Consider the following 15,552-nt stretch of genomic DNA (forward strand, 5'->3'; position numbering starts at 1 on the left):
GCTTCCATCATCACATCCTTACAAACGGGGTGGACGACTTCGACATCTGCCGCAGGCAAGACGGCTCCTGCCCGGGACCGCCTTTCTTGAAGTTGATTTGATTGCCTTCGATATCGATCTTCAATGCATAGAGGCGGATGCCGGTCTTATTGATTTCGATGTAGCCGCCGGGAGCGGACAAGAAGATCTTGTCTTCCGCGAAGACTTCCCAGACTTTCGATTCTCCGCGATATTTTTCACCCGCCACAAGGCCGTAAAGCTTGCCGACATTGACGGTGATCTTCTCGCCGACGACCGTGCCCTGGGCTTTTCCGATATTGGTATTCTGTTCCTCGCCGATCGTGACGCTCTGTACCTTGCCGATCGTCAGGTTCTGCTGCTTGCCGACGTTGATCATCTCCGTCTGGCCGATATTCGTTACCTTGCTCACGCCAATCTGCTCGGCCTTCGCCACGCCAACGCTGGTCGACTGAAAGGAGCCGACAATCGTGTTCATGATGCCTGAAAGCGGGAACAGGCTTGAAGCGTCTGCCCCGACACCTGTACCAGAGCTGGCAAGAGCCGTGCCCGCGTCGGAGCGCGGGCTGGGACCGGAAACGACACCTTCACGGTTGCCGAGGCCACCGATGCTCAGGAAGCCAAGCGCCGAGGAAGCAAGCGTGCCGGCAAAAGCGGCGAGGCCCGGCCCGCCACCTCCGGCGATCTGCCCGGCCTGCGAAAGAAGGCCCGCTGTCTGGCCCGCCATTCCCTGCACCGCCCCCATCAGCGCCATCGCCATCGGCCCGGTGCCGCCGACGACGGTGTTCATCGAGCCGCCGACTTCGTGTTTCTGGTTGCCGCCGACTTCGACCGTCCGATTGGCGCCGATGGCCGAGACTTCGTGGCGGTCGACGCGTTTGGTGCGGTCGTTCAGCACCCGCGTCGTCTGGTCCTTCTGGGCGTGGAAGAACATGTTCTCCTGGCCGGCCTCGTCCTCGAAGGTCATTTCGTTGAAGCCGGTGCCCTTATGGGTGTTCGAACGCATGACCATGCGTGTCTTGTTGGCCGGCAAGTCGTAGGGGACCGTATTGGCGGGGTTCGGCACCACGCCTGTCACCAGCGGCCGGTCGGGGTCGCCGTCGACGAAGGCGACCATCACTTCCATGCCGATGCGCGGAATGACCTGGGCGCCCCAGGTGCCACCGCCCCAGACCTGGCTGACACGCACCCAGCAGGTGTCGGAACCGTCCTTCTTCGCCTTGCGGTCCCAGGGGAACCACAGCTTGATGCGGCCGTACTGGTCGGGATGGATCTCCTCGCCTGAAGGGCCGGCGACGATCGCTACCTGGGTGCCTTCGATCCGCGGCCGCTTGGTCTCGCGATGCGGCGTCATCGACACCCGTGAGGGCACTGCCTCGAAGGTGTTGGTGTATTCCGGCTCGTTGCTGTTGGTCTCGTAGGAACGGTCGACGACGGTGTGGGCCGCCTTGACCACGACATGCTCCTCATAGGCATGGTCGGGATGGGCGACTTCATAGGGGGTGAAGCGGCGTCCTGCCTCCAGGATGCGCGATGTCGAGCCGCCGAAGACGCGGTCGTGATCGGCTTCCGACGCCTGCATCCTGAGTTTTTCCGCCCGCTCCGCCTCAGCGACGGAAGAAATGCGGGCCGGATATTCGTAGAGTTCGCGCTTGGTCGCCTCCGGCATCTGCACCAGCGACGGGGTCATGGTGCCCGGCACCATGCGCGGCGTCTCGAAATTCCAGTCGGCACCTGCCCGCTGGCCGGGCACATAGGAATAGCGCCGGCTCCACTCGGTAATGTGGTTGCGGTCGGCCGAGCCCTGCGCCAGGCGGACCTGCCCCTCGCCCTGCGCCGAGGGCGACGGGCCGAGCCAGGACCGGGCGCTATCGGCGACATGCAGCTTGTGTTTGCCGTCCTCGTGCGAGAACCAGTAAAACAGGCCGTCCTCCTCGAAGCGGCGGGTGAGGAAGGCAAGGTCGGTTTCGTTCCATTGCACCGAATAATGCTGCGGCGGCGGTGGCGTAATGACGCCCGAGGTGTCCGGCGCCGGGATGCCGTGCTCGGAAAACAGCGTCTCGACGATATCGACCGAGGTCTTGTCCATCCAGATGCGGCAGTCGGAGCGGCGCGACAGCAGCCACATCTGCGGCCTGAGCACCATGGAATAGGAGCGGAGGCCGCGGGTGATCGGCGGCCCCTCGTTGAGTTCGGTCACCAGGCCGTTGAACGGCCGGCGCACGCCGCCCTCGCCATCGCCCTGGCTCACCTCGACGGAGACATCCATCAGCCTGCCGATCAGTTCCTCCGGCTTGACGGACGGTTTCTTGGCGCGGGCCGAAAGCTTGATCTCGAAGAGCGAGGAAATACCTTCCTCAATCGTTACCCGCTCGGGCAGAAGCTGGTCCTCGCCGAGCGGCGAGACGATCTTCAGAATACGGTTCGCCTGGACGAAGTCCGCGGCGGACGACATATCGTTCATCGATGAGGACCTCTCAGCCTGCGGCCGCGGCGGATGCTTCCGAGAAGCGCTTCAGAAAGCCATCGACAAGGGTGCGGCGATCAAAATAATGCAGCAATTCCAATCGATTGTTGTTGCCGTTGAAATAAGCGGCGGCCATCGGCCGCTCCCCGGTCTTCTGGATGAAGGTGACCGCGGGATTGCCGTAGAGCAGACGGGTCGGGGCCGGATCCTCGCCGTAGATGGGAAGGAAATTCAGCGTGACCGAGGCCTTGTAATGCTCCAGCGCCTTGGCCGTGAAGATGTTCTTCTTGCCGAGATAACGGTGCATGACCGTCGTGCGGCCGTTCGGACGGGTCGTCAATTGCGTCCCCGATTCGAAGAATTCCGAAAGCAGCTCACGTGCGCCCGGCGAGCCCTGCAGTTTGCGGCCTTTGAAATAGACGTCTTCGCCGATGGCGATCGTATAGACGCTCCGCATCACCTGAAGATGGCTGGTTCCGACCCCTTTGACGCCCTTGATCTTGATGCTGGGCGCGACCATGCCGAAAACGCTTTCGTCGAACACTTCCTCGACGATGAGATGGTAGTTCGTCAGTTTCACATTATCGATGGCCAATCCGCCCATGGGAAAGACTTCCTTCAGCTCGCGACGAGGATGGAGAGAACGGGCGCCATCTGATTGGCGCCCGTTCCGGTCGGTTATCAGGCGGCCTTGGTGGTCGCGAGATCGTAAGAGGCGATCATCGGCGACTGCGGCGAGTGCTTGTCGTCGTAGGGCGTGTACTTCACTTCCATCTTGGTGAAGTTCAGCTTGATCGTCTCGACCGGTCGGTCACCGTTGGAATCGATCGAGTAGCTGGCGATCAGCGTGTTCTCGAGCGAATACTCGATATAGGTGTCGCCGGGATTGCCCGTCGTGACCAGATGGATGACGGAGCGCTTGCCGGTGCGGCCCGAGCAGGCCTCCTGGAAAAGCTTGGTCGACGAGGAGTCGCTGACCTTGGTGAGGATCACTTCCGAAACGGTCGGCTCGGAAGCTTCGCGGTTTGCCGCCGAACCAGCGGAGGTGTTCATGTTGCGGGCGACGTTCCAGTGAATGGCTTCGATATCCATCCACTTGCGATGCTGCTCGTGGGTAGCATCCCCTTGGATACCGTCGATCTGAAGATAAATCGGCATGCTGTCAGCTCTCCTGTTGGCGGTTGAGTGCCTCGTTGCGTCTAAGGCGTAGTTGCCTTTCTTCTTCCTGCTCCCCGAGTGCGCTTGCGGCTCGGGGTTACTTCATCCGACAACCGGTTTTCCCCCGGCGTGTCGAATTCCTGAGGGGCAGCCTCTTCGGCATCGAGGCCGAAGCGGTGGCCATCATATCCGATGGCAATCCCCGTAATTTTCTTGCCCGCTGCCACGGCATCGAGGAAAAATGTCGAAAGATCGGGCAAGAGGTCGCGCGCGATCATCACCTCGATCGCGCGGGCGCCCATCTCGCTGGTGCGGGCGCGCGAAATCAGCGCGTCGCGGGCTTCCGGCGACAGTGAAAGCGTCGTCCCGTAAGTGGCGGCAACCCGTTCGCGGATGCGGCCGATCTGGATATCGACGATGCCCGACAGCGTGTCGGTTCCGAGCGGCATGAAGGGCAGCACCGTCGTGCGGCCAAGGAAGGCCGGCTTGAAATGCTTCTGCAATTCCGGCAGCAGCAGCGCTTCGAGTGCGTCCGGTTCCGGCATCGTCTCGGGATCGGCGGAAAGCGCGGCGATCATCTCCGAGCCGGTATTCGCCGTCATGACGATGGTGGTGTTCTTGAAATCGATGTCCCGGCCTTCGCCATCGCGCAGCGTTCCCTTGTCGAACACCTGATAGAAGATTTGCTGAACGCCCGGATGCGCCTTGTCGATCTCGTCGAGCAGCAGCACGCCATAGGGCCTGCGCCGTACCGCTTCCGTCAGCACGCCGCCTTCGCCGTAGCCGACATAACCGGGGGGCGAGCCGAGCAGCATGGAAATCTTATGCTCCTCCTTGAACTCGGACATGTTGATGGTCGTGAGGTAGCGGCTGCCGCCATAGAGCATCTCGGCGAGCGAAAGCGCGGTTTCGGTCTTGCCGGTGCCGGACATGCCGACCAGCAGGAAGACGGCCGGCGGCCGGCGCGGATCGGACAGCCCGGCGCGGGCCGCCCGCATGGCCGAAGCGATCCGCTCGATCGCCGCGTCCTGGCCGAGCACCCTCTCCTTCAGCCTGATATCGAGCGTCTTGACGGTCTCGATCTGGTCGGCGAGCAGCTTGCCCAGGGGGATTCCGGTCCAGCGGGCAACGACGGCGGCAACGATCTCCTTGTCGACGACGCGCGGCAGCAGGGGTGTTTGATCCGCCACGGCCGCGAGACTCCGCTCCGTCACCGCCAGTGCCGCGCGTGCGCTCTCGGCAGTCATAGCCTGCGATGGAAAAGGCGCCACATTCGTGCCGTCGCCTGCGTGCTCGGCCGGCGCCAGTGGAACGACGGCGTCGTCGGGCGAGAAGAACTCCTCCAGCCGGTCGGCCTCACGGACGAGCCGGTTTTCTTCGTCGAATTTCGACCGCAGCGCCTCGATCTCGAAGACGATCTCCTGCTGTTTGCCGGCGATCTCGCCAAGCCGATCGTTCTTTTCCGGCGTCTCCGGTTCGCGGGCGAGCCAGTTCGCCTCGGTTTCCAGAAGATCGCGCTCGTCGGTCAGCAGCTTCAGCGCCTCCGGCGTCGTCTGGCGTGCCAGCGCAACGGCGGCGGCAGCCGTGTCGATCAGGCTGATTGCCTTGTCGGGAAGCTGCCGGTCCGGCAGATATCGCGCCGAGAGCCGGACGGCGGCGACAATCGCCTCGTCGCGGATGCGGACCTTGTGATGGGTTTTCAGGCCTTCCGCAACGCCGCGCAGCATGCGGATCGCAGCTTCTTCGTCCGGTTCACGGACATGCACGGTCTGGAAGCGACGGGTCAGGGCCGCGTCCTTTTCGATGAAACGTTTGTATTCGCCCCAGGTCGTCGCCGCGATCGTCCTCAATTCGCCCCGCGCCAAAGCCGGCTTCAAGATATTGGCGGCATCGCCCTGCCCTGCCTGTCCGCCAGCGCCGATCAGCCCATGCGCCTCATCGATGAACAGAATGATCGGTTGCGGCGAGGTCTTCACCGCATCGACGACACCATGCAGCCGCCTTTCGAACTCGCCTTTGACGCCGGCGCCTGCCTGCAGCAAGCTGAGATCCAGGAGCAGCAGCTTCACGTCCTTCAGCCGGGACGGCACATTGCCGCCGGCGATATCCAGCGCCAGTGCTTCGGCGACCGCAGTCTTGCCGACGCCCGCCTCACCGACGAGGATCGGATTGTTCTGCCGCCGGCGCATCAGGATATCGATCACCTGCCGTAGCTCGCGATCGCGGCCGATGACCGGGTCGGTGCGGCCGGCGCGGGCGTCCGCGGTCATGTCGCGGGTGTAGAGCCGCAGGAACTCGTTGTCTCCGGCCGGCGTGGCGGCCACGGAAAGCTGTTCTGCTGGACCGGGCGCTGCCGTCTCCAGCAACCTGTCGAGCATCGCTCTGTCGAGGTTGCGCAGCGACGGAGCGATGCCGCGGATTAGGGCGCGCAATGCCGGATCGTTCAGCAACGCGGCAAGCAGATCGGCGAGAAGCACGATATTGCGCCCGCATTGCAGCGATGCAACCAGAAATGATTCCCGGCCAAGGGCAAGCAGGTTGGGCGAGAGCGCCAGCGCAGCGCCATCCTCTCGCGGGATGTCGGCGATGGCCGCGTCGAGCTCCGTCCTCAGCGCCGCGGAGGACACACCTAGCTCTTCGAAAACGGCCGAAAACTTCGCAATATCAAGAAGGGAGCGCAGCCAATGGGCGATGTCCACAACGCCGTGCTGATGGCGCACGGCAAGCGAAGCCGCTGTCTCAAGACCGACACGTAAATTGGGCTCAAGCGTTCTTATCATACGATTGAGATCGATATGGGACATTCGCAAGTCCTGTTTTTATGTCGAAATTCAGCGCGCTTTCCAGACGCAAAGAACAACTAGGGCGCTCATAAACCCTTGTCCAGAAGAAAAACTACTCTATTTTGAAAAATGAGCATATCGAAAGTCGTCATAAATTCGTCATCATCCGGAGATGGTTGACAAGCCAATACAGGCCGACCAAAATGCCGTCTCTCTGCAGTATGCTCTGATTTTTGATGTATTTAACCGCGTGAACGTCCACGAGATTACAGATACATTTGGAAATGATCGACCGTGCGGAGAAAATGTGCGAATCAATACTTTGTCTCGTGAAATATACTATAGAATTAAGGACGCGAGAAACGCTGCCCGTACAGCCGAACGTAGTATTTCCCCGGGTGATGTTATTGGGATTGCACCTGCCTGGCACGATGTTAACAATCTTGGATTGCAAATCCTTTCTTCCCGTAGCAAGGATATCGAAGTATTGGCCTGGTTAGCAGAGGCGCAGCTGCGGTTGCGCGGCTTCTCAGGATTGCGAGATGTTTACGTCGCAACCGTGTCGCTTTTAGACCAGCAGTTCGACGCCTTGCATTCAATCGGGGACGGCGATTTCGAGGAACGGTTCGCACCTTTCGCGGGCCTCAACGGTGTCGGCGGCGAGGGAACTCTGATCCAGGCTATTCGTTTGACATCGTTGATCCCGGACGGGAAGTTCGCTCATCATTCGCTTTGGGATTTTCAGCTTTCGCAGCGGCCGAACGAGGCCGAACGGCGCGAAGAATTGCAGCAGGCGGCCGCAGAAGCCGGTGTCGCGCAAATGTCAGCCTATCTCGGCGTGCTGACCGAGTGCATCGCCGCTTTCGACCGCATGGTCGAAATACTTGACCAACACTGCGGCGACCAGGCGCCGCCGAGTTCGAATACACGCAATGTTTTGCAAGAGGCCGCGACTGCAATCCGGTTACTCGCCGGCATCGAAGCCTCCGCAACCGCGTCCGAAGCGCCTGTATCGCAGGGGCTGCAGCCATCGCCGGCAGGCGAGACCGACGGCGCGGAGGCCATTCGCATGCGGCCTGCCGGCGCTGAGACGATCCGTTCGCGCGAAGAGGCCTTCGAACTTCTGATCGCGGTTGCGCGCTATTTCCGCCGCACGGAGCCCCATTCACCGATCTCCATGTCGATCGAGACGCTGGTGCGTCGCGGCCGCATGGATTTCTCCGAGCTTCTTGCCGAGCTCCTGCCCGAACAGCACACACGCAATGCCGTGCTGACGGCAGCCGGCATTCAGCCCGTCACCGACAAGGGAGGCTAGCGGCGCGCGGCCGGGCTTTCCGGCCGAACGCCGAAGCATCTCAATTCGCAACCCGCCGATGAGAAGGAGAATCTCGATGGCAAGTGTGCATGAGAAACTGGAACGGGTTCGCAAGCCGCGGGTCCATATCAAATATGAAGTGGAAACCGAAGGCGCGATGGTGGTGAAGGAGCTGCCTTTCGTCGTCGGCGTGCTCGGCGATTTCTCCGGCAATCCCACGCAGCCGCTCAAGGCTTTCGGCGAGCGCAAATTCGTGCAGATCGACCGCGACAACTTCGACGACGTCATGCGGCGCATGACGCCGGGCCTCACCCTGTCGGTCGAGAACACGCTTGAGAAAAGCGGAACCGAGCTTCCGGTTTCGCTGAAATTCGAAAGCATGGCCGATTTCGAACCCGGCGCGGTCGTCGATCAGGTGCCGGCGCTGAAGGCCCTACTCAACGCCCGCAACCAGCTGCGCGATCTGATGAGCAAGGCGGACCGCTCCGAAGAACTCGAGCGCCTGCTGGAAGACATCCTGCAGAACAAGGCCGATCTCTCGCAGCTAGTGGCGGAACTTGGCGGCGGCAAAGCCGAAGCGGCGAAGGACGCGTTGAACTGAGTGTTTGGGTTCGCCGGCCGAACGCGGCCCGCGTGAATTCATGAAGAATCGTTGTCCGGCAGCGGCCCCTTTCGAAGGAAACCCCTCAATCCCCAAAGGGTCGCCGCTTTCGCAAAAAAGGATCGATTGATGACTGCTGAAACGCAATTGCAGACAAAGGAAGAGGCCGGGTTCGCTCCTGATGAGGACCTGCTCTCCAAGGTCGTTGCGGCAACCCGCCAGACCGAGCCCGACCGTGCGCAGGATCTTCTGCGCACCCTCACCGACCAGGCCCTGAAGGGCACCGTCACCTATGATCGCAATCTGACGATCACCCTGAACAATGCCATTGCCGAGATCGACAAGGCGATCTCAAGCCAGCTCGCGGCAATCATGCAGTCGCCGGAGTTCACCAAGCTCGAAGGCGCCTGGCGCGGCTTGAACTATCTCGTCAAGAATAGCGAGACCAGCGCCAATCTGAAGATCCGCGTGCTCAACGCATCCAAGCGCGATGTCGCCAAGGATCTGGCAAAAGCGGTGGAATTCGATCAGTCCAGACTTTTCAAGTCGGTCTATGAAGACGAATTCGGCACGCCTGGCGGCGAACCGATGGGTGCACTGATCGGCGATTACGAATTCGACAATTCCTTCGATGACGTCCAGCTTCTGCAGGGCGTTTCGATGATCGCCGCTGCTGCTTTCGCCCCGTTCATCTCCGCTGCCAGCCCCCGCATGTTCGGCTTTGAAGATTTCCGCGGGCTGGCAAAACCCCGCGATCTCGAAAAGATCTTCGAGACCGTCGAATACGCCAAGTGGCGGAGCCTGCGCGAGAGCGATGATTCCCGCTTCGTGACGCTCGCCATGCCGCGCGTGCTGGCCCGCATGCCCTACGGCCCGAAGACCAGCCCGATCGAGGAATTCAACTTCGACGAAACCGGCGGCTCCAAGAGCGGCGAGCTGCCGCACGGCTCCTATTGCTGGATGAACGCCGCCTATGTGATGGGCACTCGGCTGACCGAAGCCTTCGCCAAGAACGGCTGGTGCACCGCCATTCGCGGCGCGGAGAACGGCGGCAAGGTCGAAGGCCTGCCGATGCACATCTTCTCCAGCGACGACGGCGATCTGGACCTGAAGTGCCCGACGGAGGTCGGCATCACCGATCGCCGCGATGCCGAACTCGGCAAGCTCGGCTTCCTTCCGCTCTGCCACTACAAAAATACCGACTATGCCGTGTTCTTCGGGGCGCAGACCGCGCACAGGCCGAAGCTCTACGACCGGCCCGAGGCAACCGCCAATGCGGCCGTTTCCGCCCGCCTGCCCTATATGATGGCGACCTCGCGCTTTGCGCATTACCTCAAGGTGATGGGCCGCGACAAGATCGGCTCCTTCATGGAGGCGGAAGATTGCGAGGCCTGGCTCAATCGCTGGATCTCCAACTATGTCAACGCCAATGACGATGCCGGCGAGGAATCGCGGGCGAAATATCCGCTGCGCGAGGCGAAAGTCACCGTGCAGGAAATCCCTGGCAGGCCGGGCGCCTACAACGCCGTCGCCTGGATGCGTCCGTGGCTGCAGATGGAAGAATTGACCACCTCGTTGCGCATGGTCGCCAGGATTCCGTCGAAGAACTGACGAAACCAGGGCTGGTGCGTGGCGAAATTTCTGCCGCGCACCGGTGCTTACATCTGAAACATTTGGTCAGGTCGACGATGGGTTCCAGCACTGAATGGCGGCGCCGGGCGGATCAGCTGATTACGCTGATCGACGAGGCGCTGAACAGGCAAGTCAACGCCATCCTCCACCATCCCGATTTCCAGGCGATGGAGGCGAGATGGCGTGGCCTCGCCATGCTCGTGCGCGAGGCAAGCCGCAGCAGCGAGGTGAAGGTCAAGCTGCTCAGCATCAGCTGGCGCGAACTTGCGCGCAGCATGGAGCGGGCCAGCGATTTCGATCAGAGCCACCTGTTTGAACTGATCTACAGCCGCGAGTTCGGCATGCCGGGCGGCGAACCCTTCGGCCTGCTGGTCGGCGACTATCATCTTTCTCCGCGCGATCCCGCCGACGGCGATCCTGTCAGCACGCTGTCGCAGATCGGCATGGTGGCGGCCGCCGCCTTCTGCCCCTTCGTCGCTGGTGCCGCGCCGGCTGCGATCGGGCTTGAGGATTTTCACGAGCTGAACCGGGTCAACGACTTTTCCTGGCTTGCCACCGAGGCGGACCGTACCCGCTGGAACGGCCTTCGTGCCCGTGAGGATTCGCGCTTCCTCGGGCTTGTCGCCCCGCGCATCCTGATGCGTTCGCCGCTCGAGCCGCATGCGCGCAATCGCAACGACGGCTTTCCCTTCCGCGAAAGCATTGCCAGCGACGGCAGTTCGCTGCTCTGGGGCAATGCTGCTTTCGCCTTTTCGACGGTCGTCGTCCGCAATTTCATCACCTCCGGCTGGTTCGCCGATATCCGCGGCGTCACACAGGATGCCGTCGATGGCGGCCTGCTAAGCGCGGCCGAATTGCCGCCTTATGATTTCGGCACTGAGAGTAACGGCCTGTCAGCCCAGGCGCCGGTGGAAGTCCATCTGACCAGCAGCCAGGAGCAGCAGCTCTGCGAGCTCGGCATCATCCCGGCCGCGACCACCTATCTCTCCTCTTCGGCGATCTTCAATTCCAACCAATCGCTTCATGCGCCGCCGCACTACTCCAACGAGCATGCACGCCAGAATGCGCGGCTCGCCGCCATGCTTCAATATGTGCTCTGTGCGTCGCGCTTCGCCCATTATCTCAAGGTCATCATGCGCGACGAAATCGGCCAGCTTTCCGATGCGATCTCGATCGAGCGCAGGCTGGCGGACTGGCTAACCGCCTATACGCTTGGCAATGACGATGCCGACATTGCGCTGCGCACGCGCTTTCCACTGCGCTCCGCCGGCATCAGCGTCGCCGAAATTCCGGGCAAGCCCGGCAGCTTCTCCTGTACGGTCCGCCTGCAGCCGCATTTCCAGCTCGATGACGTTGCCACGAGCTTCCATCTCGTCGCCGAGACCGCAACCACGGGCCAGATCCTGAGCCGCCCCGTCACCATGCCCGAGAGGATGTCCGCATGACGCTTTCCGCCAACATCGCCCAATCGCTCAGCGACAATGCCCTTGAAGACGCCCTCGAGGGGGTCAAGGCGCATCTGAAGGCCAAACCCTCTGATCAGGAAGCACGGCATCTCTATATCGATCTTCTGGTGCTATCAGGCGACTATGAGCGCGCCGACAATCAGTGCAGCCTCGCGGCCACCCTCTCTCCCGACGCGACGATGGGCTTTGCTTTGCTGCGCAACGAGCTTCGGGCGATGGCAGCGCGCGACGCCTGGTTTGCAAGCGGCGCCATGCCGGAATTCCCACAGGGGCCGAGCGAACTCGACAAGCTCGCCGTCCGCCTCGGGATCACCCATCGCGACGGCAATGCGGATGACACGAGAACAACGCTCGAAGCACTCGAAACCGTGAGGGGCGAGCGACCGCTGATCTGGAACGGCAAGGCGGTCTCCGATTTCCGCGACCTCGACGACCGCACGCCCCACGCTCTCGAAGTCATCATGACCGGCGGCGCCTATCTGTGGATCGACTTCGCCAAGATCGCAGCCCTGTCGATCGAGCCGATTGCCCGGCCGCGGGATCTCGCCTTCCGTCGCGCCGAACTGTCCCTGATCGACGGCGCAGCCGCATCGGTGCTTCTGCCGGCGGTCTATCATGGCACCGGCGAGGATGCGACGCTCAGGCTCGGCCGCGAGACCGAGTGGATCGAGGAAGCCACCGGCATCACCACCGGCCGCGGCCAGCGCTGTTTCCTCGCCGGCGATGACCTCGTCTCCTTCCACGATACCCAGGAGCTGGAGATCGTGCCGGCAAGCTCCTCCGGCAGGCAGGCCGCGAATGGTTGATCCGCTCGAACGCTACCGGCAACGCGACCGCGTCCTTGCCCGCTCGATCCTCGACAGGCTGATCGACGAGGCTCCGGATCGCGCCGCCGATCCGCCGATGAGCTTCGTCGACCAGGTTCGCGACGTCAGAGAAGCGATCCGCCGCGATCTCGAAGCACTGCTCAACACGCGGCACTGCCCGGCCACGCCGCCGGCCGCACTTGCCGAACTGAAGGATGCGCTGGTGAGCTATGGCGTCGATGGCGTCGTTTCGGCCAATCTGATGACCGAGGAAGCGAAGCTGAAGCTGGCGGCCACGATCGAGCGGAGGATCGCGCTTTTCGAGACGCGGCTTTCCGATGTCAGGGTGACGATCCTGAAAAGCCGGACGATGACCGAGCGGGCGTTGCGCCTGCGCATCCACGCGAGTTTCCGCCTGGATGAAGGCATGCCGCCGATCAGCTTCGAATCGACCATCGATCCGTCGACCCAGCGCTTCCTCGTGGAGGCCGGCAATGGCTGAAGGCTTCCTGCACCGCTACAATGAGGAATTGCTGGCGCTGCGCCGCCGGGCCGCGCGCTTTGCCGACGCCTTCCCGAAGATCGCCGGCCGCCTGCGCATGACCGGCGACGTCGCCGACGACCCGCATGTGGAGCGTCTGATCCAGAGTTTCGCCTATTCGGCCGCCCGCGTCCGCCAGAAGCTGGACGACGAGTTTCCTGAGCTCACCGATGGCCTGCTGGAAACGCTCTACCCCCATTATCTCGCGCCGCTGCCCTCAATGAGCATCGTCAAGTTCCGGCCGAGCGATACGCTCGCCTCGGTCCAGACCGTGCCGCGTCATACGGAAATCCTGGCCGAGCCGGTGGGCGGGGAAGCCTGCCGCTTCCGCACTACGCAGGACGTGGAGATGGCGCCGATCGAAATCACCGGCGCCAGCCTTTCCGGCCAGCCGATCAACGCGCCGCTTTCGCCCTATGCCGGCATTGCCGGCTGCCTCAGGCTTTCCATTCGTTCGCTCGATGCCCGCAAGCCGCTCGGCAGTCTCGGCGTAAGCCGGCTGCGGTTGCATATTCCCTCCCCCTGGCAGCAGGCGGTGGCGATCTACGAACTGCTTGCCAATCACACGCTCGGCATCGCGCTTGCCAAACATGCCGACGACCGCTCGCCGGTCTTCCTGCCGGCCAGGAATCTCAAGCCCGTCGGCTTCGAGCCGGAAGAGGCGATGCTGCCCTATCCGGCACCGAGCTTTACCGGCTACCGATTGCTGACCGAGTTCTTCGCCCTACCGCGGAAGTTTCTCTTTCTCGACATCGATGGGCTCGATGCTTGGACGGGCGAGACGCTGGAGCTCTTCATCTATCTCGGTGAAAGTGACGCCAAGCTGGAACGGGCAGTGTCGGTCCGCGACTTCGCGCTCCATGCGACGCCTGTCGTCAACCTCTTTCGCCAGCTCTGCGAGCCGATCGCCATCGACGGCACCCGCACGGAATACCGTCTCCTGCCCGATGCGCGGCGCCAGAAGACCCGCGAGATCTATTCGATCGACCGGGTGCTGCTGACCGGATCGCGCGGCCAGGAGGAATTCTGCCAGCCTTTCTTCGGACGGTCGCAGCGGGCGGGCGCGAGCCCGACCTACTGGCAGGCCAATCGGCGTTTCGACGAAGACACCGGGACGAGCGACATGGACATTGCCTTCGTCGACCGGCATCGCCGTTCCGCCGGTCCCGTCGATGCGGTCGCAAGCGTCGATACGCTCTGCCTCAACCGCGACCTGCCGGAACAGCTTCCTTTCGGCGGCGGCCATCCCTTCCTGCAACTCGCCTCCGGCCATGAGGCGGTGGCAGGCGTCGAGGCGCTGATTCCGCCGACGCCATCGGTCCGAATGAGTGATCAGGAGGGCCGGAACTGGCGGCTGATCTCGCATCTCGTCCTCAACCACCTGTCGCTCTTCGACAATGGCGGCGCGGCGCTGAAGGATATCCTGTCGCTCTATGCCTTCCGGGACAGCCCCGAGACCAAACAGTTCGTCGATGCGCTCGTTGCGATCAAGGCAGCCAATTCGATCGCCCGTCTCGGCAGCGGCGGCATGGTGCCCGGCACCGAGATCGCGCTGGAATTCGATCCGGCCGCCATCGACCGGCCCTCGGCCTTCCTGTTCGGGAGCCTGCTCGACCGTTTCTTCAGCCTTTACACCTCGGTGAACAGTTTCACCCGGCTCACCATCGGCATGAAGGGGCAGTCGAGGCCGATCGCCCAATGGCCGGCACGCGCCGCCGAACGCCCGCTTCTTTAAGGAAGGACCGCCAGCCAACCATGGATCTTTCGACCGCCCCTAAGCCAGACGCTCTTGTCGATCTGCTCGAACGCGACCCCGGCCGATTCGAGCCGGTGACGGCTTTTCGCGTCGCCCAGACGTCGGTCGGCGAAGGACGGCTCGATGTCGCCTCCCATGTCGGCGTCTCGCCGGCGCCGCTTGCGGTCAGCGGATACAGCCGCAAGGCCGGCCGCCCCACCGTCCGCAGCGCGCTTGCCGGCCTCGTCGGCGCGCTCGGCTCCATGCCCTCGGCCTATAACGAACTTATCATGCGCGAGGAGCGCAACCGGTCGCGGGCGCTCGCCGGTTTCTTCGATCTCTTCGGCGCGCGGATGGCGGAACTCTTCACTGATGCCTGCGAGAAATACCGCATCGCCCGGCGGCTGCGCTGGGGCGGCAGTTGGGCAAGCAACGCTTTCGTCACCACGCTGCTGTCGCTCACCGGCTTCGGCACCAAGCGTCTCGTCGAAAAGAGCGGCGTCGACGAGGAGCTGGTTCTGCGTTTTTCCGGCTTCTTCGCCGCCCGCAACCGCAATGCCGTCAATCTCCGTGCCATGCTGACCGAATTCAGCGGCCTGCCGGTGGAAATCGAATTGTTCCGCGGCCGCTGGCTGACCATCCCGATGGAGGATCGCAGCCGGATGGGCCAGCCGCAGGGCGTGCAACTCGGTGTCAATGCGACGGCAGGTGCAGCGATCCACGATTTCAGCGGCGGCTTTCGCATCGTCATCGGGCCGCTCGGCTATGCCGACTATTTCCAACTTGCGCCCGGCGGGCGGGCCATCACCGAGCTCTTCGCCCTGGCGCGCCTCTATGTCGGCGCAGCACTCGACTTCGACATTCAGGTCATCCTGAAGAAGGAGGACGTTCCCTTCTGCCAGCTCGGACAGGCCGGCGATCCGCCGCGCCTGGGTTGGAACAGCTGGGCGAGGGTCGCGCCGGCGGCAGAGGACAGCGGCGACGCGGTGATCGTCGAGCGCCTGCTGGCCGAGATGCGGTGAGGAGGCGA

General features: G+C 62.7%; 12 protein-coding genes. 8 read left to right on the forward strand and 4 right to left on the reverse strand.

What is annotated here, in order from left to right; all coding sequences use genetic code 11:
* Positions 1 to 10 precede the first annotated feature (10 nt).
* The 4 genes from tssI to tssH form a co-directional block, all read right to left on the reverse strand.
* Positions 11 to 2,482, reverse strand: a complete 2,472-nt coding sequence (tssI, locus tag FFM81_RS24735) for a type VI secretion system tip protein TssI/VgrG (RefSeq protein ID WP_003568761.1) — start codon at positions 2,480 to 2,482, stop codon at positions 11 to 13.
* 13 nt (positions 2,483 to 2,495) lie between these two features.
* A complete protein-coding gene (locus FFM81_RS24740) occupies positions 2,496 to 3,089 on the reverse strand; it encodes a hypothetical protein (protein WP_025418635.1) in 594 nt (197 codons plus the stop codon).
* 77 nt (positions 3,090 to 3,166) lie between these two features.
* Positions 3,167 to 3,643 (reverse strand): Hcp family type VI secretion system effector, encoded by a 477-nt coding sequence (locus tag FFM81_RS24745; RefSeq protein ID WP_003575677.1) that lies wholly within the window; start codon positions 3,641 to 3,643, stop codon positions 3,167 to 3,169.
* Between the two features lie 41 nt (positions 3,644 to 3,684).
* Positions 3,685 to 6,447 carry a type VI secretion system ATPase TssH gene (gene tssH / locus FFM81_RS24750; protein WP_138386062.1) on the reverse strand — a complete coding sequence of 921 codons (2,763 nt, stop codon included), beginning with the start codon at positions 6,445 to 6,447 and terminating at the stop codon, positions 3,685 to 3,687.
* Between the two features lie 229 nt (positions 6,448 to 6,676).
* On the opposite strand from tssH, the gene tssA reads away from it, so the two are divergent.
* From tssA to tssG, 8 genes are all read left to right on the forward strand, one after another.
* Complete coding sequence (gene tssA / locus FFM81_RS24755) at positions 6,677 to 7,741, forward strand: type VI secretion system protein TssA (protein WP_138386084.1); 1,065 nt, start codon at positions 6,677 to 6,679, stop codon at positions 7,739 to 7,741.
* A gap of 76 nt (positions 7,742 to 7,817) precedes the next feature.
* Entirely contained in the window at positions 7,818 to 8,342 is a 525-nt protein-coding gene (tssB, locus tag FFM81_RS24760; protein ID WP_138386061.1) for a type VI secretion system contractile sheath small subunit, read from the forward strand.
* Between the two features lie 129 nt (positions 8,343 to 8,471).
* On the forward strand, positions 8,472 to 9,953 hold the full coding sequence (gene tssC / locus FFM81_RS24765; protein WP_025418632.1) for a type VI secretion system contractile sheath large subunit: 1,482 nt from the start codon (positions 8,472 to 8,474) through the stop codon (positions 9,951 to 9,953).
* Positions 9,954 to 10,015: 62 nt separating this feature from the next.
* Positions 10,016 to 11,419: a type VI secretion system contractile sheath large subunit gene (tssC, locus tag FFM81_RS24770; protein ID WP_425504984.1), complete on the forward strand. Its 1,404-nt coding sequence runs from the start codon at positions 10,016 to 10,018 to the stop codon at positions 11,417 to 11,419.
* Complete coding sequence (locus FFM81_RS24775) at positions 11,416 to 12,246, forward strand: type VI secretion system accessory protein TagJ (protein ID WP_138386060.1); 831 nt, start codon at positions 11,416 to 11,418, stop codon at positions 12,244 to 12,246. Before tssC (FFM81_RS24770) ends, FFM81_RS24775 begins: the two co-directional genes overlap by 4 nt.
* Positions 12,239 to 12,748: a type VI secretion system baseplate subunit TssE gene (gene tssE, locus FFM81_RS24780; protein WP_138386059.1), complete on the forward strand. Its 510-nt coding sequence runs from the start codon at positions 12,239 to 12,241 to the stop codon at positions 12,746 to 12,748. Before FFM81_RS24775 ends, tssE begins: the two co-directional genes overlap by 8 nt.
* Entirely contained in the window at positions 12,741 to 14,522 is a 1,782-nt protein-coding gene (gene tssF / locus FFM81_RS24785) for a type VI secretion system baseplate subunit TssF (RefSeq protein WP_138386058.1), read from the forward strand. The genes tssE and tssF overlap by 8 nt, the downstream gene beginning before the upstream one ends.
* A gap of 20 nt (positions 14,523 to 14,542) precedes the next feature.
* Positions 14,543 to 15,544 carry a type VI secretion system baseplate subunit TssG gene (gene tssG / locus FFM81_RS24790; RefSeq protein WP_138386057.1) on the forward strand — a complete coding sequence of 334 codons (1,002 nt, stop codon included), beginning with the start codon at positions 14,543 to 14,545 and terminating at the stop codon, positions 15,542 to 15,544.
* Positions 15,545 to 15,552: the final 8 nt, after the last annotated feature.

The sequence above is a fragment of the Rhizobium hidalgonense genome, assembly GCF_005862185.2.
Taxonomy (GTDB): Bacteria; Pseudomonadota; Alphaproteobacteria; order Rhizobiales; family Rhizobiaceae; genus Rhizobium; species Rhizobium hidalgonense.

What these genes read in the sequence shown, in the direction of transcription:
- tssI (WP_003568761.1), bottom strand. Translation starts at nt 2,482, where the DNA reads ATGAACGATATGTCGTCCGCCGCGGACTTCGTCCAGGCGAACCGTATT.
- tssH (WP_138386062.1), bottom strand. Translation starts at nt 6,447, where the DNA reads ATGTCCCATATCGATCTCAATCGTATGATAAGAACGCTTGAGCCCAAT.
- tssC (WP_025418632.1), top strand. Translation starts at nt 8,472, where the DNA reads ATGACTGCTGAAACGCAATTGCAGACAAAGGAAGAGGCCGGGTTCGCT.
- tssB (WP_138386061.1), top strand. Translation starts at nt 7,818, where the DNA reads ATGGCAAGTGTGCATGAGAAACTGGAACGGGTTCGCAAGCCGCGGGTC.
- tssF (WP_138386058.1), top strand. Translation starts at nt 12,741, where the DNA reads ATGGCTGAAGGCTTCCTGCACCGCTACAATGAGGAATTGCTGGCGCTG.
- tssE (WP_138386059.1), top strand. Translation starts at nt 12,239, where the DNA reads ATGGTTGATCCGCTCGAACGCTACCGGCAACGCGACCGCGTCCTTGCC.
- FFM81_RS24745 (WP_003575677.1), bottom strand. Translation starts at nt 3,643, where the DNA reads ATGCCGATTTATCTTCAGATCGACGGTATCCAAGGGGATGCTACCCAC.
- FFM81_RS24740 (WP_025418635.1), bottom strand. Translation starts at nt 3,089, where the DNA reads ATGGGCGGATTGGCCATCGATAATGTGAAACTGACGAACTACCATCTC.
- FFM81_RS24775 (WP_138386060.1), top strand. Translation starts at nt 11,416, where the DNA reads ATGACGCTTTCCGCCAACATCGCCCAATCGCTCAGCGACAATGCCCTT.
- tssG (WP_138386057.1), top strand. Translation starts at nt 14,543, where the DNA reads ATGGATCTTTCGACCGCCCCTAAGCCAGACGCTCTTGTCGATCTGCTC.